Genomic DNA, 25,129 nt, shown 5'->3' on the forward strand with positions numbered 1-25,129 from the left:
ACGCCTTCAGCCACCGTCAAAACTACTGGCCGGTGCCAAGGTTCAGTTGCAGTGCCTGTAAGCCGTCAAGCTCTAGGCTGACGTTGTCGGAGAATACCGGGTTGCCGATGACGCGGATATTCAGCCCGGCGCCCACGCCGCGGGAAATCACGTTGGCCTTGATGCGGGTGTCTGTCATCAACGGTGCGGTGTAGGGGAAGTCGATGCTTTTTACTTCAACTGAGCTGAGCCCTAGTTCGCTGACTTGGGCTTCGACGGTGCGCTTCATGGTGTAATCGTAATAAAAGAAAAGGCCGGCGTAGGCCAGTCCGGCCAGCACAGCAAGCTTGAAAATGAAGCGGATCATGATATTTCCTTAGCTCCTTTAAGATAGCGAACGGTGTTTTCTGACGGTCGTCATGCTACCTGACTTTGTGCTTTATTTCTTATTTGGCTGCATCAGCCAGCCTCTGGATTTCGTCAGTCCTCGGGCCTGTCAGACGCTGGCGCCCGACTTTCCAGGCGTCTTAGACGCTGCCACATATCACTGCGCAGATCCGCAAGGCGCGGGCGCTGATCGTCAGTAAAGGCCAGCGGGCGCACTAGGCGCTGGGCTCGTAGCCCCAGGCGGGCGCCCAGCAGGCCCACGCCCAGTCCCTGGGCCGCGCGGGTCGAAAGTTTACCGGCCAGATTCATGGAAACCAGCTGCATGCTGGCGTCGCTGGCCATCTCGCTGACGCCGGCAAAGGCCATGTCGCGCAGCACATGGCGCAGCAGACGTAGCCGCGAGGCATAGTTGAGCTCCAGCCCGTACAAGCGGCTGAGCCGGTCAACCATGGCCAGATGACGCCAAGCCACTAGTGCCATATCCACCAGGGTCAACGGGCTGACCGCGACCAGCACAGCCGTTTCGCTGCTCATGCGTGAAATCAGTCGGCTGGCCTCGCGATCGCGCGGGGCCAGCAGGTGGTGGTCGAGCAGTACCTGAATGTCCTGACCATCGTGGTGCGGCTGACTGGCGGCGATAAACGCCTGCCAGTGCGGGTGGTCGTCATCAAGATCAAGGTCCTGACGCAGTGCCTGGGCAGTCGCCAGAGCGCGGCGGTGAGTGGCTTGGGGTAGTGCACCCAGCGCCTCGCGCAGTTTGTTGTGACGTCGCAGCCGACGCAGGCGGAATAGCTCGCAGATCAGCGCTGCACTGCCCAGGCCAATGGCTGCCAGGCCCAGTGCCTGCCAGCCCAGGCTGAACCAGTCGCCAGCGGCTAGGCTGGCTGGCAGCGAAAGGCCAAGCTCGACCACACCCAGCGTAACGCCACCCGCCAGCAGGCCAAGCAGCCCCCAGCGACGTTTGCGCGGGCGCGAAAGGCTATCGGCCAGCCCGCGTTCGGCTTGGCTATCCGGGTCCGGCGTGTCGATGACTAGTGGCTGGTTGTCGATATCTGGTGAGACTTGTTGGCCCGGGGCCGGCTCAGCGGGGTTGGGACGGCTGTTGCTGCGCTCCGTGGGCTCGGCATCCTGTTCTGGTAGGGAAAAGCGTCGGCCTGGGCGTGGGTCATGGTTTTGCTGATCGTTCTGGCGCTGGCTGTTTTTCTGGGTGCCAAAAGACGAATATCTTGAATTCATTGCAGTTTGTCTCCGATCAGCCAGTCGATGGCGGCATCCATGCGAATGTGCGGCAGGGCACCTTTGCCCGGGGGCAGCGGCTGAAAGGCGGTGAAATTGAAGCCTTGGCGCGCCCAGAAGTCCGCAGTTGGCAGCTGTTGGGGTACGTCACCGGGAAACATCAAGGTACTTTCTCCGCTCAGCGTAGTGCCGCGCAAAGCGGTGAGCGTCTTGCCATTGTCGTGTACCTCCCTGGCGTCGGTGGCGCGTATCGAGGCCAGCGACAGGGCCTTGACCGGCACGTTGGCATAGCGCAGATCCTTGATCGGTTCAGCCAGCAGCGCTTCCAGCAGGCCGGTCAGACGTGGGTGCTGCTCGGGCGTGACATGGTCGGCCTTGGTGGCAGCAATCGCCAGGCGGTCGATCCGCGGTGCGAACAGTCGGCTGAGCAGGCTGCGCTGGCCGTAGTCGAAGCTTTCCATCAGCCGGGTGAGGGCACGGGACAGATCTTCGAAACGTTCTGGCCCGGCGTTGAGCGCGCCGAGCACGTCAACCAGTACGATCTGGCGATCAAAGCGGCGGAAATGATCGTGGTAAAAAGGTTTGACGATGTGTTGCTGATAGTAGCGAAAGCGCCGTTTCAGGGTGGCATACAGGCTGTCGGGGGGCAGCTTGGTCAAGGTGCCGGGGGCGTGATCGCCAAGTCCGGGCAGCGGGAAAAATTGCAGCACGGGTGCGCCGTCAAGATCCCCGGGCAGAAGAAAGCGCCCGGGCTGAAGATCAGAAAAGCCTGCCTCTCGTGCGGCGCGTAGGCCGCCAGCATACAGCTCAGCAATCTCGGCCAGGCGGGTTTCGTCCAACTCATCCTGTGGGCTCAGCTGTTCAACCGCGCTGCGCCACTGGTTGAAAAATTCGCCGCGCTGCTGGCCGTCGGTGCGCTGTTGTTGGCTCCAGCTGTCAAAGTCGTGCTCAAGCAGCGGCAGGTCCAGTAGCCATTCACCGGGGTAATCAAACAGGTCCAGTGTTAGCTCTCGGATATCCGCTCCGAACAGACTGTTCTTGCGTGGGCGGTAGCGCAGTACCAGACGCAGCTCGCTGATGCCGCGTGTGGCATCCGGCCAGCGTGGCGGGTTGGCATCAAGGGCGGCCATGGCCTGATCAAAGGGAAAGCGCGGTACGCCAAGGTCCTGCTGCTCGACGCGGCGTGCGCCCAGCAACCGACCTTCCCGGGCTGCCGTTAGCAAGTCCAGCCGAGCTTCGACGCCAGCGTGACGCAGCTGGTGAATCAGCGAGGTGAGAAAGGCGGTTTTTCCCGCACGCGACAGGCCAGTAACCGCCAGACGCAACTGGCGATCGCGCGTTCGCTCCATCAGGTCATTCAGTTCCCGGGTCAGGGGCTCGAGCATGCGGCAGAGGTCCTTGTCGGTGACAGTCTGGGTCTAGAGGTTGGTATGGGGGTGGCGGCGGCGCAACGCAAGTCGTCGCCAGGCCAGCGTTACCGGTGGCAGCAGGCACAGGGGCAACAGTGACGCGTTGAGGGCTGACCAGCCCACGGTGTTGACCAGTGGGCCGGCAATCAGTGCCGTGATGGCTACGGTGGAAAATACCAGGAATTCGTTGGCGGCTTGGGTGCGTGCTCTTTCTTCTGGCTTGTGTACTTCAGTGAGCAGCCCGGTCGCTGGCAAGAAGGTGAAGTTCCAGCCCAGGCCAAGCAGCACCAGGCCGATAATGAAGTGGGCGTAGCTGGTCTGGAATTGGGCAACGGCCACGCTTGCTGCCAGCAGCAGACAGCCAGTCACTATCATGAATACTGGGCCGAAACGGGCGGTCAGCCGGCCGGTCAGAAACGAGGGCAGAAACATGGCCACTACGTGCCACTGGATGGTGGTGGCAACTTGGTCGAAGTTATGTCCGGCATCGGCCATGGCGATTGGCGTAGCGGTCATGGCCAGGTTCATCACGCCATAGCCCACCATGGCGCTGGTAGCAGCCAGGATGAAGCTAGGCTGGCGCATAATATCGAGCAGCGAACGCGTTGATGTGGTCTTTGAGTGTGGCGCAGCCGGGGCGATATGCACCCAGCGTAGCAGCACCAGGGCAAGCAGATAGAGGGCGGCTAGGCCGAAGAAGCTACCTAGATATGGGGTGTCGGCCAGCGCATGGCTGTAGCGGGCAAGCCAGGGGCCAAGGAAGGCCGCCAGCACGCCGCCGCCCATCACCAGGCCAATCGCCCGGTCACGCCCGCCTTCAGGGGCCGCCTCAACCGCCGCAAAGCGGTACAGTTGGCCAAAGCCGATCCCGATGCCGATCAGCCAGGTAGAAGCCAGGAACAGTATGAACTGCTGCGCCTGCAGGGCGACCATGGCTAGGCAGGCGCCGCTGAGGCCGAGCAAGTTGCCGAGCACGAAGCCGCGGCGACGTCCCAGCCGTCCCATGATTAGCGAGGCGGGGATGGTTGCGCACATCAGGCCCAACCACTGGGTTGCTACGGGGGCGGTAGACCAGGCTGGCGATGGCGCAAGCTGTGAGCCGATCAGCGGTGATACGGCGATTAGCAGGATATTGCCGCTGACCAGCAGTGCCTGACATAGTGACAGTAGCAGAACGACCCGAGGCATCTGATAACCTTTAGCTATGGCGATTGACCATGGCGATAAGCAGTGAAGAAAGCGAAGCGTTAGTTGGCTGTGGGCTTACTGCGGGGGCACGACGCCAGTTGCAGAGGGTTCGAAAGCCCCCATCATCTGCATCAGCATCGGGCTTGCGGCAATCAGAAAGCCGAGTACCACCAGAATGCCACCAAGTACGCGTCGATGTTTGTTGCGGGCTATGGTCAGGCCGACGATACACAGCACAATGCCGATGACGTTGAAAACATAGCCGAACATGGGAAGCATCTGGTTGAAATTCATGGGTAAGCCGCCAGTCGTTAAGTTGTATGGAATAACGCTATGCTGAATGATACCAGCCGTTGTCCCCAATGGGGCATGAACTTGGAGGCGTGGATATGCCCGATCAGAATGCAGTATATGCATCCGAAAAATTTGCAAGCGAGGTGATCAGGTACTGGTTTACAGAACTGACGCCGGCGCAGTGGTTCCAGAAGTCCAGCACCCTTGATGCTGATATTGAACGACGTTTTGGTGAAGTGCTGATGGCTGCCAAGCACGGGGAATTGTGGCGGTGGCGGGCCACGCCGCATGGTCGCCTGGCCGAGGTGATTGTACTTGACCAGTTTTCACGCAATATCCATCGCGATACGCCCGAGGCTTTTGCTGCAGACCCGCAGGCACTGGTGTTGGCGCAGGAAGCCGTGGCGCGGGGAGACGATGCTGCCCTTGAGCCCCATGAGCGGGCCTTTCTGTATATGCCTTACATGCATAGCGAGTCGTTGCTTGTTCACGAGGAAGCGCTGCGACTGTTTGACCAGCCAGGACTTGAGAAGAACCTGGACTTCGAGCATCGTCATCGAGACATCCTGCTGCAGTTTGGTCGTTATCCGCATCGCAATGAAATTCTCGGTCGTGAATCCAGTGCGGAAGAACTGAGTTTTTTGCAGCGCCCGGGGTCTTCCTTCTGAGCCGCCTCGTGTAGAGCGGAGTGAGGGGAGGCCGTTTGTGTCATTACCAGGGATTGATGTCCAGCGTTTCGGCACGACGCAACTCGCGTGCGATATCCCGGGCAATGTACAGGGCGGCGATGGCCCGGGCTTCATGGAAGTCATCTCGCTCCAGCAGTGCCGGCAGCTCTTCAAGCGCGTGGGTTTCAACGACCAGTGGTTCAGGTTCGTCGCCTGGCAGCCGTTTGGGGTAAAGATCAGTGGCCAGCATGACCTGCATGCGGTGGCTCATGTAGTTGGGTGCCAGGCTCAGCTCAGTCAGCGGCTCAATATTCCGGGCGCCAAAGCCGCACTCTTCCATCAGCTCGCGGTTGGCCGCAGTAACGATATCTTCACCCGGGTCTACTAGGCCTTTAGGTAGCGTCAGCACATAGTCCTCAAGGCCTGCCGCATACTCACGGATAAGCAGCACGTGGTCGGGGTCGGGCAGGGCGACGATCATTACTGCACCGTAGCCGCGTCCTGTGCCACCCAGCCGCTCAAAGGTGCGTTCGGCGCCATTGGAAAAGCGCAGCTCCATTTCTTCAATGCGAAACAAGCGGCTTTCAGCGACGCGGCGTCGTGCCAGAATATCGGGTTTGTGCACGGGGGAGTCGCTCATGGTGACGTCCTTATGATTAAGTGGTGAGTGAGGTAAACGCGTACAGTGACTGAGGTGACATGGCAGCAACATGCGACTGCAGCATTGATTGGTTACACTATCACGTCGTTTTCATTCGTGAACCTTTCCGGACTCTTCGAGGAACTTCATGATCGACTGGCGCGCCATCGATACCGTTCTGCTGGATATGGACGGCACTCTGCTGGATCTGCACTTTGACAGTCATTTTTGGCTTGAGCACTTGCCGCGCCGCTATGTGGAGCTTCACCAGCTCGATGAAGCAACTCAGGACGTGGTGCGTTCGCGGATTATCCGTGAGCAGGGCTCGTTGGACTGGTACAGCCTGGCCTACTGGAGCCGCGAACTGAAGGTGGATGTGCCGGCGCTCAAGCGTGAAGTGCAGCACCTCATCGGCCTGCGCGATGACTCGCTGGATTTTCTCAAGTGGCTCAAGGACGCTCACCCCAGAGTGGTGCTGGCGACCAATGCAGACCGTGAAAGTCTGGCGTTGAAGCTGCCGCTCACCGGGCTTGACCACTACCTAGATGCTATCGTGTCCTCCCAGGATCTGGGCGCGCCCAAAGAGCAGCAGAGTTTCTGGGTCGAGCTGCAGAAAATCGAGCCCTTTGACCCGCAGCGCACGCTGTTTATTGACGATAACGTTACCGTGTTGGAGAGTGCGCACCGTTTTGGTATTCGTCACCTGTTGGGTATTAAGCAGCCGGACAGCACGCGCCCAGAAAAGGTGTTCGAGAGTTTTTCGGCAGTTGACCGGTTTGCCTCTTTGCTGCCGCAGGTCGTTTCATCTGCAGGAGGTGCCCATGAGTAGTGTGCGTCTCGACAAGTGGTTGTGGGCGGCACGCTTTTTCAAGACCCGGGCGCTGGCCAAGAAGGCCATTGAAGGCGGCAAGGTGCATTACAACGGCGCCCGGGCTAAAACTAGCAAGCTTGTGGAAGTGGGTGCGCTGATTCGGGTTCCCCAGGGCTGGGATGTGATGGAAGTCGAAGTGCTGCTGTTGTCGGATCAACGTCGTGGCGCCCCCGAGGCCCGGACCCTATATCAGGAGACCACCGAGAGCCAGGAACGTCGTACCCAGGAAGCCGAAAGCAGGCGTCTGGCCAATCAGGCCATGCAGCATCCGCTCAAACGTCCCGACAGCCGGGACCGCCGCCAGATTAAGCGTTTCATGCGTGGTGAGGACAGTGGCAAGGGTTGACGCCGCATTTTCCGCTGGCACGTTGTGGCCTATCCGCTCAAGGTTTCAATACTTGTCATTTTTTACTCAGGTAATCAGGTTTTCCAATGACTGATCAGATTCAGCGTTTTCTTTTTGAGCGCACCAACGTACGTGGTGAGATCGTTAACCTTGCCAAGGCGCATCGTGAAGTGATGGCGCGTCATGACTACCCTGATGCCGTGACGCGTCAGTTGGGTGAGTTGCTGGCTGCTGTGGCGCTGTTGACCGAGACGGTCAAGCTCGACGGCACCATGAGCATCGAGGTGCGTGGCCAGGGTGCGGTGACCATGATGATGGCCGAATCCAATCCCGGCGGTGAGCTGAGGGCCATTGCCCAGCTTGACGACAGCGCGGCCTTGCCGGATGAGAATGCCAACTTCACCGACCTGTTTGGCAGCGGGCGCATTACTATCACGCTGGACCCCAAGGGCGGGCGCCGTTACCAAGGTGTCGTGGCACTGGAGCGCGACTCTCTGGCCGGTTGCCTTGAAGATTACTTTGCCCGCTCCGAACAGCTGCCGACACGGCTGTGGCTGGCCGCTGACAGTGAAACAAGTGCCGGAATGTTGCTGCAGCGCCTGCCGGATGAGTCGCTCAATCAGGATGATGATGCCTGGGAGCGCACGGTAATACTGGCCCAGACCCTGAATGAAGCTGAGATGCTTGAGGTGGGGCCTGAAGAGATGTTGCGTCGACTTTATCATGAGGAAAGTGTGCGCATTTTTGAGCCCAAGGAGCTGCGCTTTGGCTGCACCTGCTCGCGCGAGCGGATTGCTGGCGCTTTGCTGACGTTGGGTGGCCAGGAGCTGCGCGAAATCCTGGCAGAGCAGGGCAGTATCGATACCCAGTGTCATTTCTGTCATACCAATTACAGTTTCACTGCCGCTGAGGTCGAGTTAATGCTGGATACACCAGATTCGCCACCACCGACGCTGCATTAAAATAGCGCTTTCCGGTAATAAAACTACATAATTCCACTTAAAGATGACGTTCCACGTAGCGTGAATATTTGCAATAATACGCGCCATTCATCTAGGTGAGAGCAGGGCGGGACGAAACGGAATGCCGTTTGCGGAGCTCTCGGGATGAGCGAGCAAGTACCACTCACGCACGGTAAATGAGAGAACGGCCCAAGGCCCAGGAAACGACATGAACATGACGCAATCAGCCCCCACTAAAGCCCACGTCAACCTCAGCAGCACGGAGCTTATCGAGCGTGCCGTCGCTAACGGCGAAGGTCGTCTTGGCGCTCAGGGAGCATTGGTAGTGAATACGGGTGAGCGTACCGGTCGTTCGCCCAAGGACCGTTTCATTGTCGATGAGCCGACCACGCGTGATGAAATTGACTGGGGCAGCGTCAACCGTCCTTTTGCTGCCGACAAGTTTGATGCCCTCTGGGCGCGTGTCGAGGAATACCTGCACGGCCGCGAGTATTATGTTTCTGAGCTTCACGTTGGCAGCGATCCGACCCACTATTTGCCGGTTCGTGTTAATACCGAGACTGCCTGGCATGGCCTGTTTGGCCGCACGATGTTCGTGCGTCCTGATGCCTATAACCCGGCGGGTAAAGATGAGTGGACGATCATCAACGCGCCGTTCTTTGTCTGCGATCCGGCCCGCGATGGCACGAATTCCGACGGTTGTGTGATCCTGAATTTTGCTGAGAAGAAAGTACTGATCGCTGGGATGCGCTATGCCGGCGAAATGAAGAAAGCCATGTTCTCGGTGCAGAACTTCCTGCTGCCCGCGGCTGACGTGTTGCCGATGCACTGCAGTGCCAACGTGGGTGAGGACGGAGAAACCACGCTGTTTTTTGGTCTTTCTGGCACCGGCAAGACCACGCTGTCAGCTGACCCCGCGCGTTTCCTAATTGGTGACGATGAGCACGGTTGGGGTGTCGGTACAGTGTTCAATATTGAGGGTGGCTGCTACGCCAAGTGTATCGATCTGTCTCAGAAGAATGAGCCGATCATCTGGGATGCCATCAAGTTTGGCACTGTGCTGGAAAACGTGGTGCTCAATGATCGTCGTGAGCCGGATTACACCGACGACAGCCTGACCCAGAACTCGCGTGCCGCTTATCCGCTGGAGCACGTCGAGAAGCGTGTGGCCGAAAACCGTGCCGGTGAGCCCAATGCCATCGTTTTCCTAACCTGCGACATGAGTGGTGTGTTGCCGCCGGTCTCTGTGTTGTCCAAGGAAGCGGCGGCTTACCACTTCCTGTCTGGCTACACCGCTAAAGTCGGCTCGACCGAAGTGGGTTCCTCCAGCAGCCTGGAAGCGACCTTCTCAACCTGCTTTGGCGCCCCTTTCTTCCCGCGCCCAGCGCGTGTCTATGCTGACCTACTGATCAAGCGTGTGGCTGAGAAAGACGCCCAAGTGTATCTGGTCAACACTGGCTGGACCGGTGGCGTCTACGGCGAAGGTGGTTCGCGTTTCTCCATTCCGACCACTCGCGCCATCATCAGCGCGATTCAGGCTGGTGTGCTGCGCGATGTGGAAACCCGTCATCTGCCAGGCCTGAATCTGGCCGTGCCTACCGCTGTCCCGGGCGTTGATTCGCGTCTGCTTGATCCGCGTGAAACCTGGGAAGACCAGAACGCCTATGATCGTCAGTTGGGCGAGCTGGTGGCCAAGTTTGTCGACAACTTCAAGATGTTTGACGGCGTTAGCGACGCCATCACCAAGGCAGGGCCGAGCCTGGGCTGATAAAACGCCAGTAACACAAGGCACTGCGTTTACAGTGAACTTGGTGCCTGGCTGCAAGTCTATAAGGGGAAGCGATGGCTTCCCCTTTTTATTTTTGAATACCTCTGTACCGACCGACTCAACGCATGGGAGATCACATCATGAAGCGCCGCCAGTTTTTAGGAATGATCGGTATTGCCGGCCTGGCTACGGCGCTGCCAGGAGTGGTCAGCGCACGTCCCAAGCTGGATCTGTCACCGGCCGAGGGGATTGAAAAGCTCGAGCTATCGGCAGACGAATGGCGTGAGCGCCTGGGCGAGGCCCGCTATGAGATTCTGCGTGAAGCAGGAACTGAGCCCGCCGGGTCGAGCCCGTTGGATAAAGAAACCCGCGACGGTGAATACCGCTGTGCCGGCTGTGGCCTGGTACTGTTTGACAGCGACATGAAGTACGACTCAGGCACCGGCTGGCCGAGCTTTTTCACCCATGTGGAAGGCCACCTGCTGACTGAGCGAGATTTTGTGCTGCTGATTCCTCGTACGGAATATCACTGCGCCCGCTGCGGTGGTCATCAAGGTCACGTTTTCGAGGACGGCCCAGAGCCAACAGGCTTGCGTTGGTGCAACAACGGTCTGGCGCTTGAGTTTGTGCCTGCTTAGTGACTCACCCTATGTGGTGTATCGTTGCTCTGTCTTGTTGTTCTGTCTTTGTATGAGCTCGTGTTTGACTCTTTTGATGGCATTGCCAACTCTTAAAGAAGGAAAGTGAACCATGGCGCGTTTTGATAGCAAAGTTGGGTTGATTACTGGATCTGCCAGCGGCATCGGCAAGGAAATTGCCATCCGTTTTGCCGCCGAAGGCGGCATTCCCATTATTGCTGATCTTAATCTGGATGCTGCAAAGACTACTGCAGATGAGATCAAGGCATCCGGGGCTGATGCTTTTGCTGTGGCCATGGATGTCACTGACGAGGCGCAGGTTGAAAAAGCGGTGGATGAGGTTATTGCCAAGTATGGCAAGATTGACATTCTTGTCAGCAATGCGGGTATCCAGACGGTACACCCGCTGGTAAATTTCCCGTTTAACGACTGGAAAAAGATGCTATCAATCCATCTTGATGGCGCCTTCTTGACCACCCGCGCCTGCCTCAAGCATATGTACAAAGCCAATTATGGTCGTGTTATTTACATGGGTTCGGTGCACTCCAAAGAGGCCTCGAAGCTTAAAGCGCCTTATGTGACTGCCAAACATGGCCTGATTGGTCTCTGTAAGGTCTTGGCCAAGGAGGGCGCTGAGCATAATGTCACTGCGAATGTGGTCTGCCCGGGTTTTGTGCGTACGCCGCTTGTCGATAAACAAATTCCTGAGCAGGCCAAGGAGTTGGGCATCACTGAAGAGGAAGTGATCAAGGATGTCATGCTCAAGGAAACGGTAGACGCTGAGTTTACTACTACCGACGACGTGGCTGATGCCGTGCTGTTCTTTGCTGCTGCCCAGAGCAATGTGATGACCGGTCAGTCGCTGGTTGTCAGCCACGGCTGGTTCATGCAGTAAGCGATTAGCTGCAGCAGGCGGCTTACAAACGGGAAGGCATTGCCTTCCCGTTTTTGTGTGCGGCTTTACTGATTGTTTCAGGGCTTTAAGTCGGGAAAGTCGTCCTCGAAGAATTCTAGCTCTCCGCGCTGGTCATCCGCTTTGTTGGTTTCGGCATGGCGTAGCTCGACGCGGCGAATCTTGCCCGAGATGGTCTTGGGCAGGTCGGCGAACTCCAAGCGGCGGATGCGCTTGTAAGGCGCCAGGCGTTCGCGGGTGAAGGCGAAAATATCCCGTGCCAGTTCGGCATCAGGCTCAAAGCCGGTGGCGGGGATGATGTAGGCCTTGGGTACTGAGGTGCGCACCGGGTCGGGGCTTGGGACGATGGCGGCTTCGCCTACTGCGGGGTGCTCGATCAGCACACTTTCCAGCTCGAAGGGGCTGATGCGGTAGTCAGACGCCTTGAACACATCATCGGAGCGGCCCACGTAGGTGATGTAACCTTCATCGTCGATGCTGGCCATGTCGCCGGTGCGGTAATAGCCGCCAAACATAGCTTCCTCGGTGCGCTCAGGGTCGCCAGCATAGCCGACCATCAGCCCAGCGGGGTGCTTGTCACCCAGCACAAGGGCCACCTCACCTTCGCTGCTTGGGTTACCTTCGGCATCGAGCATGGCCACATGGTAACCCGGCAAAGGACGGCCCATGGAGCCAGGCTTGAGCGGCTGGCCGGGCGAATTGCCGATTTGAGCAGTGGTCTCGGTCTGGCCGAAGCCGTCACGAATGGTCAGCCCCCAGGCAGTTTGCACCTGGTCGATGACCTCGGGGTTGAGTGGCTCGCCAGCACCGACGATATCGCGCAGCGCGATGTCATACGCCTTGAGGTCCTGCTGGATCAGTAGGCGCCATACGGTGGGCGGGGCGCACAGCGTGGTGATCTGGTAGCGCTCCAGCACCTGTAGCAGGGCCAGGGCATCGAACCGTTCATAGTTGTAAAGAAATACGCAGGCACCAGCATTCCATGGGGCAAAGAAACAGCTCCAGGCGTGCTTGGCCCAGCCTGGCGAGCTGATATTGAGATGCCGGTCGCCTTTCTGCAGACCAATCCAGTACATGGTGGAAAGGTGCCCTACCGGGTAGGACTGGTGGGTGTGGGTTACTAGCTTGGGCTGTGAGGTGGTGCCGGAAGTGAAGTACAGCAGCATTGGATCATCGGCTTTGGTCACACCATCGGGTGTGAAGTCAGCATCGGCCTTTTGAGACTCGGCAAAGTCATGCCAGCCCGGCGTCGCGCCACCGACGCTGATACGCGTGAGCCTGGCGTCGATGTCATCAAACTTGTCCAGATGGGCATGACCGATGATCAGGTGCTTGACGCCGCCGCGGCCAACACGGTCGTCGAGGTCCTCTGGAGTCAGCAGCGCGGTGGCGGGAATCAGTACCGCGCCGAGCTTGATGGCGGCCAGCATGACTTCCCACAGCGGCACTTCGTTACCGAGCATCAGCAGGATGCGGTCGCCGCGCTGGATACCCAGTCCACGCAGCCAGTTGGCCACCTGGTTAGAGCGTTGGGACATTTCGGCAAAGCTCAGGCGCGCCTCACTGCCGTCTTCCTCGACGATCCACAATGCCGGGGCATCGTTGCCTTTAGCCATGGGGTCGAAGTAGTCCAGCGCCCAGTTGAACTCGCTGAAGCGCGGCCAGCGGAAGTCGCGGTAGGCGGTAGCGTAGTCTTCACGGTGGGCCTGTAGGAAGTCACGGGCCTGCACAAACTGTGCTATATCTGGCGCTGTCGACGGGGTGCTCATGATGGGTATCCTCTTTGCGTTGTCGTTTGTTATTCGGAACGGGCTGCTCAGACAGACGGGGCGAAGCTTCAGAGATTGTCGACAATGTAGCCGGATTTTAAACCGTCTGTCCAAGGTCCAGGCCATCAACGCGACTAAAGTCGTCATGCGCGGATGCGCGTGGCTCAACTTGGCGTTTGTGGTACCTTGTCGCGATACTTCGTATCTGTATCGGCAAGGACTTCATGGACGTACAAGCCAAGATCATCACCCGTCTCGCCGAGGAACTCGGCGTTCGCCCCGCGCAGGTGGCGGCCACCGTGGAACTGCTCGACGGAGGGGCTACTGTGCCCTTCATCGCTCGTTATCGTAAGGAAGTCACAGGCGCGCTCGACGATATCCAGCTGCGCAACCTGCATGAGCGCCTGGGCTATCTGCGTGAGCTGGAAGAGCGCCGCGACGCGGTGCTGGTCAGCATCGACGAGCAGGGCAAGCTGACCGATGAGCTTGCTGGGTTGATTCGCGACGCGGACACCAAGCAGCGTCTGGAAGACCTCTACCTGCCGTACCGTAAGAAGCGCCGCACCAAAGCCCAGATTGCCCGTGAAGCAGGCCTTGAGCCGCTGGCCGATGCGCTACTGGCCGACCCGATGCTGGACCCCGAAGCCGAGGCGGCCAAGTACCTTCATGTCGCAGAGGGCGACAACCCAGCCGTTGAAGATGCTAAGGCGGCACTCGACGGCGCCAAGCAGATCCTTATGGAGCGCTTTGCCGAAGACCCGGAGCTAGTCGGGCAGCTGCGCGAGCGGCTGTGGAATGAAGGCGAGCTGAGCGCGCGGCTGATTGACGGCAAAGAGCGCGAGGGCGCCAAGTTCTCCGATTACTTCGAACACGACGAAACACTGGCCAAGGTGCCATCGCATCGTGCGCTGGCGATGTTTCGCGGTCGCAACGAGGGCGTGCTGGCGCTGACTCTGCGTCTGCCTGGTGAAGACGAGGCAGCGATTCATCCGGCCCAGGTGGCGATTGCGCGTCACTTCGAGATTCGCGATGAGCAGCGTCCGGCTGACCGCTGGTTGGCCGAGGTGGTGCGCTGGACTTGGCGGGTCAAGCTGTATACCCACTTGGAAACCGAGCTGATGGGTCGGCTGCGTGAGCGCGCCGAGATCGAGGCCATCGAGGTGTTTGCTGCCAACCTCAAGGATCTGCTGTTGGCTGCACCGGCCGGTGCCAAGACTACGCTGGCTATTGACCCCGGCTTGCGTACTGGTTGCAAGGTGGCGGTGGTGGATGCCACCGGACGCTACCTTGATGAGACAACCATTTTCCCCCATGCACCGCGCAACCAATGGAGTGAGTCTCTGGCGACCCTGGCTCGCCTGGTCGAGCGCCATGACGTGGCGCTGATCGCCGTGGGCAACGGCACCGCCAGTCGCGAGACTGACCGCTTGGCCGGTGAGCTGGTTAAGCTGGCGGCGGGCAAGCGTGTGCTGTCCAAGGTCATGGTGTCGGAGGCCGGCGCCTCGGTGTACTCGGCGTCTGAATACGCGTCACGTGAACTGCCTGATCTGGACGTGACGGTGCGCGGCGCAGTGTCTATCGCTCGCCGGCTGCAGGACCCGCTGGCCGAGCTGGTCAAGATCGAGCCCAAGTCCATTGGCGTGGGGCAGTACCAGCACGATGTGTCTCAGGTGCAGCTGTCGCGTAGCCTGGAAGCGGTAATTGAAGACTGTGTTAATGCCGTGGGTGTTGATCTCAATACCGCCTCTTCGGCGCTACTGTCGCGGGTGGCTGGCTTGAACCCGGGGCTGGCCGAGAATATCGTGGCGCGCCGAGATGCCGAGGGGGCGTTCCGCTCGCGTCGCCAGCTGCTGGAGGTCAGTCGGCTGGGACCCAAGACCTTTGAGCAGTGCGCCGGCTTTCTGCGTATCATGAACGGCGATAACCCGCTGGATGCCAGCGCCGTGCACCCCGAGGCCTATCCGCTGGTGGAAGCCATCGCCAAACGCAGCCAGCGTGAGCTTGGCAGCCTGATAGGCGACAGTGCCACACTCAAGTCACTCAAGCCCGGCGACTTTACCGATGAGCGCTTCGGCGTCCTAACGGTCAGCGACATCCTTGCTGAGCTCGACAAACCGGGGCGTGACCCGCGGCCCGAGTTCAAGGCGGCGGAGTTCCGCGAGGGAGTAGAAACCCTCAAGGACCTGGAGCCGGGCATGGTGCTCGAGGGCAGCGTGACCAATGTGACCCACTTCGGCGCCTTTGTGGATATCGGCGTTCATCAGGACGGCCTGGTGCATATCTCGGCGCTGTCCGACCGCTTTATTGATGACCCGCGCACGGTGGTCAAGGCCGGAGATATCGTCACGGTCAAGGTGATGAGCGTGGATATCGAACGGGGTCGTATCGGGCTGTCCATGCGCCTGGATGACCAGCCCGAGGAACAGGAAGCGCCGGGCCGCTCTGGCCGGGCAGCGCAGGACAGACCCGCGCGCCGCGGCGGAAGGTCGCGCGGCGACAGCAGTGGTGGCGGGCAAGGGAACAAAGGCCCGCGCCAGGGGCAGCAGGGCAGCAATCAGTTGGGTGCGCTGGGGGCGGCACTGCTCAAAGCGAAGGAAGGCAAGTGACCCTGCTTGCAAGGCGCTTCATGAGCGCCATAATTGACCATCTTATGGGTGCTTCGGTGCCCGAGGAAAAATGCGATGCCGGCGCTGCGCCGGCGTCCCCGACACGGGGTGTTCCACTTGTCTGAATCGCTCACAGCATTGATTGAACGGCTTCGCGAGCCGGCACAACAGGGGCGTCTTGGTCGTCTGCGCCGAGGCATTGAAAAGGAAGGCTTGCGGGTCGATCCTGACGCACACGTTGCCCAGACACCGCATCAGCGCGGGCTGGGCTCCAAGCTGACGCATCCGTATATCACCACGGACTATTCTGAAGCGTTGCTGGAGTTCGTGACGCCAGTCTTTACTGAGACGCAGGAAGCGTTGGACTTTCTGACCGAATTGCACCGCTTCACCTACCGTAAGATTGGTGATGAAAGCATCTGGCCGGCGAGTATGCCGTCGCGGCTGAGCGGCAATGACAGTGTGCCGATTGCCGACTATGGCACCTCCAATAGTGGGCGCATGAAGCACGTCTATCGCAAGGGGTTGGATCTGCGCTATGGGCGCATCATGCAGTCGATTGCCGGCGTGCACTACAACGTTTCCCTGCCTGAGAGCTTCTGGGACCACCTGCTTGAGCTCGATGGCCGCAGTGACATTTCCATGCAGGACTATCGCTCGGCCCGCTACTTTGACCTGATCCGCAACTTCCGTCGTCACAGCTGGCTGCTGCTGTATCTGTTCGGCGCCTCACCGGCATTTGATACCAGCTTTATGCCTGATGGTCGCGTACCAGAAGGGCTCGAGCGCCACGGCGAGCACACCCTGATCTCGCGTTATGCTACCAGCCTACGGATGTCGGACCTGGGGTATCAGAACAAGGTGCAGGAGCAGATCAAGATCTGCTTCAATTCGCTGTCCAACTTCGTCAATACGTTGCGTCATGCCATTTCCACACCTTGGCCGACTTATGCGGCAAGGGGCGCTCAGGCTGACAGCGACTGGCCTCAGCTCAATGCCAGCATCCTGCAGATTGAAAATGAGTACTACAGCGACATCCGGCCCAAACGTGTGGCTAAGCAGGGTGAAACACCCAGCCAGGCGCTGGAATGTGACGGTGTGGAATACATCGAGGTGCGCTGCCTGGACCTTGATCCGTTTGATGTGCGTGGCATTGATGCTACGCGCTGTCGTTTCCTTGATACCTTCGTGGCTTGGTGTCTGTTGTCTGATAGCCCGTGGATTTCCGATCTGGAGTGTGAGCACCTGGATGATAACCGCCGCCTGGTGGTCAGTCGTGGCCGCGACCCGGAGCTGCGTCTGGAGCACCACGGCAACAAACGTAGTGTTGCCGACTGGGGTGGCGACATCTTTGCTGAGATGGGGCAGGTCGCCGAACTGCTGGACATCGAAGAAGATGGCAGCCCGCACGCTGATGCGCTTGCCGAGCTCGCGCCGCTGCTGGATGACCCTGAGCTGACGCCGTCAGGGCAGTACCTGAAGAAGTTATTGGACAGCAACAGCGAGTTCTCTGAGCTGACCTACGCTGAAGCGCGCCGACAGGCCGAGCTACTGGCAGCACAGGATCCGGATCCAGAGCGCCAGGCCGAGTTTGAGGCGCTGGTTGCAGACTCCGAGCAACAGCAAAAGGAGATTGAAGCGGCAGATACACAAAGCTTTGATGAATTCATGCAGGACTACTTCACACGCGCCGATAAATCGTGTGCGGCTGTCATCATGGCGGCAGAGGGCACACAGTAATGTGGGACGAACTCAGGGAGGTGAGTGTGCGCCGCTGGGCGCTGCTGGGCCTGGCATTTTGTGTGCTGATGATAATGGTGGCTCTTGGCCTGGAGCATTTGGCCGATCTGGAGCCGTGTCCGCTGTGTATCTTCCAGCGTGTGGCTGTGCTGGCCGCTGCGCTGGTATTTGCGATAGCCGCTATTCACAACCCCGAAGGGCGCGGCGGAGCCTTTGTTTATGGTCTGCTCGGCCTACTGGCGGCAGCTGGTGGTATCGGTCTGGCATGGCGTCACTTGTGGCTGCAGTCGCTGCCTGCCGATAAGGTACCCAGCTGCGGGCCGGGGCTGGACTACATGATGGACATGCTGCCGTTGCAGCAGGTGATCAGCCAAGTGCTGACCGCTTCCGGCGAATGCGCCGATATCAGTCTGCGCTTTCTCGGTCTGTCGCTGCCTGGCTGGACACTGATCGGTTTTGTGCTGCTGGCCCTGATCCCCTTGGGGATGCTGCTGAGTCTTATCAGAGCGCGGCGCAGCGGTTATCGTTGGATGGATGTTCCACCTGCCGATTGATGACGCTATTGCTTCGCTAGGGGCTGTCAGTGATGATTTACTGACCCTGGCACTTGTGGAGAAGAACCATGCTTGAGAAATGTAAAACAGCTCAGGAGCGTTGGGGCGGTGTCCACCAGCTGGTGGATCACTGGCTGGAGCAGCGCCAGGCGCTACTGGTGAGCTTCAGGGTGCTCAATGACGCCTGTGACGCCGAGATGGAAACACCGACCAAGCAGTATATTGACGATTTCAGTCAGCTGCTGATGGACTACGTCAGCTCCGGGCATTTCACGGTGTATCCCCAGCTGGCCAAAGAAGCTGAAGCCTTTGATGACAAGCAGGCGCTGACGCTGTCGGAGCGCCTGCTTGAGCGCCTGGAAATGTCGACAGAGCTGGTGCTGGCGTTCGATGAAGACTACGACACGCCAGCCAGCTGTGAGCGCAATCTTAACCGGCTGCCGGCCTGGATCGAGCGACTGACAAAAGGCCTGGGCGAGCGCTTTGCCCTGGAAGATGAGCTGATTGCCCGACTGCATGACGCCAATACCCCGGCTGCTGAGTAATATTGGCGTATCCTGAAGTCTCTGCTAACAGGCCAACCTAATCACCGCTGCGCGGCGTTTTCGCCTTGTGAACAAGGCTTCTACGAAAATCGGTGCATCTCGTTGTTTATAAACGGGTGATTCGCCTTCGTGGGAGAAGTCTTCAGATTTTGACCTTCGTGGGAGCTGTCTTTAGACAGCGATGGCGCCGTCAGGCGCCCAAGTCTATCAGCTAACCCTGTTTTTTTGCTTTGCGCTGCTTGCCCAGCACCAGCATGCAGGGTGTCAGTAGCAGCGTCAGGCCGGTAGCAAAAGTCAGGCCACCGGCAATGGCGCTGGAGAGCTGGGTCCACCACTGGGTCGAGGGCGCGTTGAATCCCAGTGCAGGGCTGAACAGGTCGACGTTGATCTGCAGCACCATGGGCATCAGTCCCAGCACCGTGGTAATCGCGGTAAGCAGCACCGGGCGCAGTCTGAGCCCGCCAGCCTCCAGTGCTGCCTCAATCGGCTCCAGCCCTTCGTCGCGCAGCTGATTGTAGGTGTCGATCAGCACGATGTTGTTGTTCACCACGATACCGGCTAGGGCAATGATTCCCATGCCCACCATGACGATGCCGAACGGCTGAGCATTGATCAGCAGGCCAAGCAATACCCCGGCAGTTGAGAAAACAATGGCCGAGAGCACCAGCGCGGCCTGGTACAGGCTATTGAACTGGGTGACCAGAATCAGCGTCATCAGTGCAATGGCCACTAGGAAGGCAGTAATCAGAAAGCCCATGGTTTCCTTCTGATCCTGCTGCTCACCCGCCACCTTGACCGTTACGCCGTCTGGCAGGCCGTCTTCCTGCATGGCGTCAAGCAATGCATCTAACCGCTCCTGAGGCTGTCTACCCGACTCAACGTCGGCTTCAAGCGTCAGTGCTCGGCGACCGTCAATGCGCTGCAGGGTGCCGACTTTGGTGTCTGGTGTCATGGTGACGAAATTGGTGATGGGCACTTGGCCGCGAGGGGTGTTCAGTGTCAGTCGACCAAGCTGGTCCAGTGAGCGGGCGTTTTCCGGTAGGCGGATACGGATATCCACTTCGTCGTCGACGTCGATGCCGGTGGGGCGGTAGCTGGCGACTTTGAGGCCGGTAGTAATCAGCTGGATAGCGCTACCAACCGTGGTGACATCGGTGCCGAAGCGGGCAGCGGCTTCACGGTCTACCTTGATGCGCCACTCCACGCCGGGCAGGCTGCGATTGTCTTCGATGTCACGAAAGCCGCCCAGGCTACTCATGCGGCTGCGGATAGCATCAGTGGCAAGCTCTGCCTTGTTGCTCTGTGCGGCGGCAATTTCAAGCACGACGGGCTTGCCGCCTGCTGGTCCCTGTTCCTGTTTGCGGAACTCCAGCTCTATACCCGCCAGATCCTCGGTCTGGCGCGCCATGTCGTCGAGGATCTTCTCTGCCTGGCGGCGCTGCTGCCAGTCAACAAACTGGAACTGCAGCACACCGATCACATCGCTGCCTAGCTGCTGGTTAGGGTTGGCAAAGGAACGCGCATAGATCGCCTGAATTTCACTCATGCCACCCAGGCGTGCCTCCACGCGGCGCACGATGGCGTCGTTTTCCTGGACGGAAAAATCGCCTCTTGCGTGAACCAGTACCTGGGCGGTATCTGGCTCAGCACTGGGAAAGAACTCCACGCCGTGATTGAAGCGTGCATAGCCCACGTAGACCAGCGCGATCAGCAGCACGGCGCCCAGCAGGGTCAGGAGGGGGTGGCCCAGCAAGCGAGCGAGCAGAGCGCGGTAAGCGCGTCCGCCGGCGCTGACGGTGCTGGCCTGTTGGGTTGTCTTGCCGCCCAGTACGCCCCCCAGAGTGGGTAGAAAGATCAGCGCCATGGCCAGCGAGGCCAGCAGGCACAGGATCACTGTAGCCGGCAGGAATTTCATGAATTCGCCGACCATGCCGGGCCAGAACAGCAGCGGCAGAAACACGGCCAGGGTGGTGGCGGTGGAGGCGATGACCGGCCAGCTCATGCGGATCGCGGCCTCGTTCCATGCCTGCACCGGGGGCATGCCCTGATGTAGGTTGCGGTCGGCTAGCTCGCTGACCACGATGGCGCCATCAACCAGCATGCCGGCTACCAGGATTAGCGCAAACAGCACCACCATGTTGAGGGTAAAGCCGATTGCCCAGATCAGCAAGATGCCGGTCAGAAAGGCGCCTGGAATGGTCAGTCCTACCAACAGGGCGGGGCGCAGCCCCATGGCGGCCAGAATCACGATCAGCACCAGCACAACGGCGGTAAGCACGTTGTTGAGCAGCTCTGACAGCAGGGAACCTACCATGTCGGACTGATCGGTAATGGTGGTAATGACCATACCCTCGGGTAGCTGGTCAGCCGCCTGCTCAAGCAGCTCGTTGACGGCGGCCACGGTGGCAATCAGGTTGGCGCCGGTGCGCTTGGACACTTCCAGCACCATGGCTGGCTGGCCGTCGATGCGCGCGAATCCGCCAGGGTCCTTGAAGGTGGGGTATAGCTGTGCCACATCCTTGAAGGTGACGACCCGGTCGCCATCGACTTTGACCGGCAGGTTGAGGACGTCCTCGACATCTTCGATGACCCCGGGCACTTTCAGGGCGATGCGCCCGGCACCGGTATCCAGGCTGCCTGCGGCAACCAGCTGATTATTGCGGCTGACCTGGTTGAACAGGCTGCCAAAGTCGACGCCGTAACTGTCGAGAACCTGAGGATCGACAATGATCTCCAACTGGGGCTCGCGATCCCCGCCGATATCCACCTCGAGTACCTCGGGAATGCCCTCGATGGCCTGTTTCAGGCGCCGTGCGGTGATCGCCTGGCGCTCTTCATCCACTGGACCTGACAGCCCGATGGTCAGTATCGGGAAACGGCCTACGTTAACCTCGATAACCCGCGGCTCCTCAGCTTCATCCGGTAGTTTGACCTTGGCAATATCCACTTTTTCGCGAACGTCGGTTAGGGCTTTGTCTGGGTCGAAGCCCGGGTCGAATTCCAAGGTCACCGAGGCATGACCTTCCGAGGCCTGTGCTGTGACCTGGCGTAAGCCTTCGATACTGCGCAGCTCCTGCTCCATAGGGCGAACCAGCAACCGCTCAGCGTCCTCGGGGCTGACGCCTTCAAGCATCAGCGACACATAGACGAAAGGAATGGTGACGTCGGGGTTGGCCTCCTTGGGAATTGCCTGCCAGGCGTTGACCCCGGCCACCAACAAGGCGATCAGCAGCAGCAGGGTAGTGCGGGCATGGGACGACGCGGCTTCGATCAGGCGGCGCATCATGGAGTGGAGGACTCGTCGGTGTGTTGTGAACTGTCCTGTCGACTGTTGACTGGACCCGCGGTGTTGGGATTGCTAGTGGCCAGGACAGGCGCAACCTTTTCTCCGGATGCGACGAAACCGGCGCCGAGGGTAATTAGACGGATATGCTCGGGCAGACCGGCTACCCGGGCCTGGTCGGCGTCGCTGGAGACCAGCTCGACCGGCTCGAGAACGACGCGATCCTGGTCGTCAAGGTGCTTGAGTGCCAGCTGGCCTTCCGGGTTCAGGCTCAGCAGCCCCGGTGAAACACGATGGACGCGCCTTGTGGGGAGCGTCAGTTCGATGGTGGCGCTGGCGCCGGCCAGGCGGCGCTGCTCAGGGTTATCCAACATCACTTCGATAGCAAAACTGCGTGTGGCTTCGTCGGCACGATGGGAAATAGAGCTCAGCACACCGTTCAGCTTGCTGCCGTCCAGTAGTTGGACTGAGGCAGGTAGCCCAACGTCCAGGTCGAGAGCTTGGCGCTGAGGCACCCAGCCCTTGGCGACAAGCCGGTTATCCTCGATCAGCAGGCCCCAGGTCTCGCCAGTCTGGAGTTCATCGCCTGGGTCCACGTCGAGGCGATCTAGACGGCCTGCGAAAGGCGCCTGGGGGCGGGTGTCGTCAAGCTCGCGGCTGAGCATTGCCACTTCGGCCCGGGCCCGGCTGAGATGGCTTTGCAGGCGCAGGTATTCTGTTTCAGAAATCATCGAGCGTGTGCGTAGGCGCTCTGCTCCATCAAGCTCGGCCTGGGCCAGGTTCAGCTCTGATTGGGCCTGATTCAGCCTGGCGGGCAGCGCTTGCTGGTCAATTTCCAGCAGCACTTCGCCCTTGGCAACGCGACTGCCTTGGCTGATCGGCAGGCTGGCCACCTGACCGCTTTGGCGTGCACGCAGCTCTACCTCATACTCGGCCTCGAGCTGACCCTGAACCCTTAGGCGCGGGGCGAAGTCGCTGGCGTCACGCTCCATGATTTCGACCCGTGCAGGCGGAGTCTGTGAGACGACCTCGGCTTCGGGCGCATCATCGCGAAAACTTGACAGGTCGCCGAAGGCCAGCCACAGCGCCAGTATGGCCACCAGGGAAAAGGCCATCAGTACGGGGCGTGAGGGACTTCGATAAGACATTGGGTGTTCCGGATGGCGAACGGTGGATAATACAACGAGAGATTAAGCCAGTCAGCATAACGCAAGATCAGTCTATAAAAACATATACTGTCAGTGTAGTCGCAGGTCGCATTGAGTTTTGTGCAATGCAGGCATACCATTTTGCCCACTTGAATGTCGGCGCGATGTAAAAGCGCCGGTTTTCCTCACGGTGATAACCGAAGGAGTTACCATGAAAGCCCCCGTACGTATTGCCATTACCGGCGCTGCCGGCCAGATCAGCTACTCACTGGCGTTCCGTATCGCCGCTGGCGACATGCTCGGTAAGGATCAGCCGGTCATTCTACAGCTGTTGGAAATTACGCCTGCTCTCGACGCTTTGAGCGGCGTTGTTATGGAGCTGAACGACTGCGCTTTCCCGCTGCTGCATGACATTGTGGCAACCGATGACGCCAATGTCGCTTTCAAGGACGCAGAATATGCTCTGCTGGTTGGCGCACGCCCGCGCGGGCCCGGCATGGAGCGCAAGGATCTGCTCGAAGCCAACGCGGCGATCTTCTCTGCCCAGGGCAAGGCCATGAACGACAGCGCCAGCCGCGATATCAAGGTGCTGGTGGTGGGCAACCCGGCTAATACTAATGCGCTGATCGCCTCGTGCAATGCGCCGGACCTCAGCCCGAACCAGTTCACCGCGATGATGCGTCTGGACCACAATCGGGCTAAGTCGCAGCTGGCTGAGAAAACTGGCAAGCATTCCACTGATGTGGAATCCATGGTGGTGTGGGGCAACCACAGTGCTACCCAGTATCCGGACCTGGCTCACTGCAAGGTCGCTGGCAAGCCGGCACTGGAGCTGGTTGAGCAGGACTGGTATGAGAACGACTTCATTCCTACCGTACAGCAGCGTGGCGCGGCGATTATCAAGGCGCGCGGAGCTTCCTCTGCGGCGTCAGCAGCTTCTGCGGCCATTGACCACATGCGCGATTGGGCGTTGGGCAGCGATGGCATTGTCAGCATGGGCATTCCCGCTGATGGCAGTTACGGCATCGAGCCGGGCATCATGTACTCCTACCCGGTGATCTGTAAGGGTGGCAAGTACGAGATCGTTCAGGGTCTGGATATCAGCGATTTCAGCCGTGAGCGTATGAGCGCTACCGAGCAGGAGCTGCGTGAAGAGCGCGCTGCCGTTGAGCATCTGCTTGGCTAAGCGTTAGCCCGCAGCTGCAAGCCGAAAACAACGACTGCAAGTAACGTAAAACCCGCCGGGAAATTCCCGGCGGGTTTTTATCTTTGTTTCACACCGTTTTTTTTGCGTTGTCTGGGGCATCTGTCACAGCCTGAAGGCAGCTCCTACCAAAACCCGCATGGTGCCAGTCAAGCGTCGCGGTCCATCAGGGGTCAGTCACGCAAACTGATGATCCGCCAGTCGCGTTGTTTGGCGATTTCTTTCAGCTGGTCGTCTGGATCGACGGCCACGGGATGGTCAACCATCTCCAGCAGCGGCAGGTCGTTGTGAGAGTCGCTATAGAACCAGGCGTCTTCCATGGAAAGTTCTTTGTCGGCCATCCACTCTTTCAGGCGAGTGATTTTGCCCTCGCGGAAGCTGGGCGTACCGACGGCGCGGCCGGTGTAGCGTCCACCTTTCATTTCCGGTTCGACGGCGATCAAATTATCGATGCCCAGGCGCCTGGCAATGGGGGCTGTGATGAAACGGTTGGTGGCCGTAATGATCAGCAGAGTATCGCCGCTGGTACGGTGGCGTGCGATAAGCTCTTCGCCACGCTCAAGTATATGGGGTTCGATCCAGCCGGCCATGAACTGTTGATGCCAGGATGCCAGCTGCTGTGGAGTGTTCTCGGCCAGTGGCCTGAGTGCCACTGCCAGAAATTCATCCATATCCAGGGTGCCGGCTTCGTAGTCAGCCATGAAACGGTCGTTAGCTTCACGGTAGGCTGTTGGGTCCACGGCGCCCTGTTCCAGCAGAAACTCTCCCCAGGCGTGGTCGCTGTCGATGGAGATCAGGGTGTTGTCCAGATCGAAAATGGCTAGGCTCACGGTTTTCCTCAAGTTATGGCGGTCTGCATTCGCGTCAAGAGTATGGCAGAAGCACCTGAAGACGACGAGTTCAGCAGAGGCGCAATTTGCCGGCTGTATTGCGGCCCTTCACAGCCTTATGGAAGAATGAGACTAATACTTGAATTCATAA

The 25,129-nt window shown here is 59.3% G+C and carries 22 protein-coding genes; 12 read left to right on the plus strand and 10 right to left on the minus strand.

Going from position 1 to position 25,129, the window contains the following annotated elements:
• Window positions 1-22: 22 nt before the first annotated feature.
• From ACTH3D_RS00535 to ACTH3D_RS00555, 5 genes are all read right to left on the minus strand, one after another.
• On the minus strand, window positions 23-346 hold the full coding sequence (locus ACTH3D_RS00535; protein WP_441664155.1) for a hypothetical protein: 324 nt from the start codon (window positions 344-346) through the stop codon (window positions 23-25).
• A gap of 113 nt (window positions 347-459) precedes the next feature.
• Complete coding sequence (locus tag ACTH3D_RS00540) at window positions 460-1,602, minus strand: TIGR01620 family protein (protein WP_441664157.1); 1,143 nt, start codon at window positions 1,600-1,602, stop codon at window positions 460-462.
• Complete coding sequence (locus ACTH3D_RS00545; RefSeq protein WP_441664159.1) at window positions 1,599-2,987, minus strand: YcjX family protein; 1,389 nt, start codon at window positions 2,985-2,987, stop codon at window positions 1,599-1,601. The genes ACTH3D_RS00540 and ACTH3D_RS00545 overlap by 4 nt, the downstream gene beginning before the upstream one ends.
• A 33-nt stretch (window positions 2,988-3,020) precedes the next feature.
• Window positions 3,021-4,199, minus strand: a complete 1,179-nt coding sequence (locus tag ACTH3D_RS00550; RefSeq protein ID WP_441664161.1) for an MFS transporter — start codon at window positions 4,197-4,199, stop codon at window positions 3,021-3,023.
• Between the two features lie 75 nt (window positions 4,200-4,274).
• On the minus strand, window positions 4,275-4,493 hold the full coding sequence (locus ACTH3D_RS00555; protein WP_441664163.1) for a hypothetical protein: 219 nt from the start codon (window positions 4,491-4,493) through the stop codon (window positions 4,275-4,277).
• A gap of 95 nt (window positions 4,494-4,588) precedes the next feature.
• Here ACTH3D_RS00555 and ACTH3D_RS00560 point away from each other — a divergent pair, with 95 nt between their 5' ends.
• The gene (locus ACTH3D_RS00560; RefSeq protein ID WP_441664164.1) at window positions 4,589-5,161 is read left to right on the plus strand and encodes a DUF924 family protein; all 573 of its coding nucleotides are present in this window, start codon (window positions 4,589-4,591) and stop codon (window positions 5,159-5,161) included.
• A 43-nt stretch (window positions 5,162-5,204) separates the two neighbouring features.
• On the opposite strand, the gene nudE is transcribed toward ACTH3D_RS00560, so the two are convergent.
• Entirely contained in the window at window positions 5,205-5,801 is a 597-nt protein-coding gene (gene nudE / locus ACTH3D_RS00565) for an ADP compounds hydrolase NudE (protein WP_441664166.1), read from the minus strand.
• Window positions 5,802-5,949: 148 nt separating this feature from the next.
• On the opposite strand from nudE, the gene yrfG reads away from it, so the two are divergent.
• From yrfG to ACTH3D_RS00595, 6 genes are all read left to right on the plus strand, one after another.
• A complete protein-coding gene (gene yrfG, locus ACTH3D_RS00570) occupies window positions 5,950-6,630 on the plus strand; it encodes a GMP/IMP nucleotidase (protein WP_441664168.1) in 681 nt (226 codons plus the stop codon).
• Complete coding sequence (locus ACTH3D_RS00575; protein ID WP_441664170.1) at window positions 6,623-7,018, plus strand: RNA-binding S4 domain-containing protein; 396 nt, start codon at window positions 6,623-6,625, stop codon at window positions 7,016-7,018. The genes yrfG and ACTH3D_RS00575 overlap by 8 nt, the downstream gene beginning before the upstream one ends.
• Before the next feature lie 86 nt (window positions 7,019-7,104).
• The gene (hslO, locus tag ACTH3D_RS00580) at window positions 7,105-7,980 is read left to right on the plus strand and encodes an Hsp33 family molecular chaperone HslO (protein WP_441664172.1); all 876 of its coding nucleotides are present in this window, start codon (window positions 7,105-7,107) and stop codon (window positions 7,978-7,980) included.
• 208 nt (window positions 7,981-8,188) lie between these two features.
• A complete protein-coding gene (locus ACTH3D_RS00585; protein ID WP_441664174.1) occupies window positions 8,189-9,748 on the plus strand; it encodes a phosphoenolpyruvate carboxykinase in 1,560 nt (519 codons plus the stop codon).
• A 140-nt stretch (window positions 9,749-9,888) separates the two neighbouring features.
• The gene (msrB, locus tag ACTH3D_RS00590; protein WP_441664176.1) at window positions 9,889-10,386 is read left to right on the plus strand and encodes a peptide-methionine (R)-S-oxide reductase MsrB; all 498 of its coding nucleotides are present in this window, start codon (window positions 9,889-9,891) and stop codon (window positions 10,384-10,386) included.
• A 112-nt stretch (window positions 10,387-10,498) separates the two neighbouring features.
• Window positions 10,499-11,281 carry a 3-hydroxybutyrate dehydrogenase gene (locus ACTH3D_RS00595; protein ID WP_441664178.1) on the plus strand — a complete coding sequence of 261 codons (783 nt, stop codon included), beginning with the start codon at window positions 10,499-10,501 and terminating at the stop codon, window positions 11,279-11,281.
• A gap of 77 nt (window positions 11,282-11,358) precedes the next feature.
• On the opposite strand, the gene ACTH3D_RS00600 is transcribed toward ACTH3D_RS00595, so the two are convergent.
• Complete coding sequence (locus tag ACTH3D_RS00600) at window positions 11,359-13,068, minus strand: AMP-binding protein (RefSeq protein WP_441664180.1); 1,710 nt, start codon at window positions 13,066-13,068, stop codon at window positions 11,359-11,361.
• A 224-nt stretch (window positions 13,069-13,292) separates the two neighbouring features.
• Between ACTH3D_RS00600 and ACTH3D_RS00605 the strand changes: the two genes are divergently transcribed.
• From ACTH3D_RS00605 to rsd, 4 genes are all read left to right on the plus strand, one after another.
• Window positions 13,293-15,674 carry a Tex family protein gene (locus ACTH3D_RS00605; protein ID WP_441664182.1) on the plus strand — a complete coding sequence of 794 codons (2,382 nt, stop codon included), beginning with the start codon at window positions 13,293-13,295 and terminating at the stop codon, window positions 15,672-15,674.
• 117 nt (window positions 15,675-15,791) lie between these two features.
• Entirely contained in the window at window positions 15,792-17,414 is a 1,623-nt protein-coding gene (gshA, locus tag ACTH3D_RS00610; protein WP_441664184.1) for a glutamate--cysteine ligase, read from the plus strand.
• Complete coding sequence (locus ACTH3D_RS00615; RefSeq protein ID WP_441664186.1) at window positions 17,414-17,968, plus strand: disulfide bond formation protein B; 555 nt, start codon at window positions 17,414-17,416, stop codon at window positions 17,966-17,968. The genes gshA and ACTH3D_RS00615 overlap by 1 nt, the downstream gene beginning before the upstream one ends.
• 68 nt (window positions 17,969-18,036) lie before the next feature.
• Window positions 18,037-18,513: a sigma D regulator gene (gene rsd / locus ACTH3D_RS00620; protein WP_441664188.1), complete on the plus strand. Its 477-nt coding sequence runs from the start codon at window positions 18,037-18,039 to the stop codon at window positions 18,511-18,513.
• Window positions 18,514-18,724: 211 nt separating this feature from the next.
• On the opposite strand, the gene ACTH3D_RS00625 is transcribed toward rsd, so the two are convergent.
• Both ACTH3D_RS00625 and ACTH3D_RS00630 read right to left on the minus strand, forming a co-directional pair.
• Window positions 18,725-21,796 (minus strand): efflux RND transporter permease subunit, encoded by a 3,072-nt coding sequence (locus ACTH3D_RS00625; protein WP_441664240.1) that lies wholly within the window; start codon window positions 21,794-21,796, stop codon window positions 18,725-18,727.
• Complete coding sequence (locus ACTH3D_RS00630; protein ID WP_441664190.1) at window positions 21,796-22,944, minus strand: efflux RND transporter periplasmic adaptor subunit; 1,149 nt, start codon at window positions 22,942-22,944, stop codon at window positions 21,796-21,798. Before ACTH3D_RS00630 ends, ACTH3D_RS00625 begins: the two co-directional genes overlap by 1 nt.
• 211 nt (window positions 22,945-23,155) lie before the next feature.
• Between ACTH3D_RS00630 and ACTH3D_RS00635 the strand changes: the two genes are divergently transcribed.
• Complete coding sequence (locus ACTH3D_RS00635; protein WP_441664192.1) at window positions 23,156-24,130, plus strand: malate dehydrogenase; 975 nt, start codon at window positions 23,156-23,158, stop codon at window positions 24,128-24,130.
• Between the two features lie 191 nt (window positions 24,131-24,321).
• Here ACTH3D_RS00635 and ACTH3D_RS00640 read toward each other — a convergent pair whose 3' ends face one another.
• Complete coding sequence (locus tag ACTH3D_RS00640) at window positions 24,322-24,978, minus strand: HAD family hydrolase (RefSeq protein ID WP_441664194.1); 657 nt, start codon at window positions 24,976-24,978, stop codon at window positions 24,322-24,324.
• Window positions 24,979-25,129: the final 151 nt, after the last annotated feature.

The organism is Halomonas sp., from assembly GCF_052095765.1.
Classification (GTDB): domain Bacteria; phylum Pseudomonadota; class Gammaproteobacteria; order Pseudomonadales; family Halomonadaceae; genus Halomonas.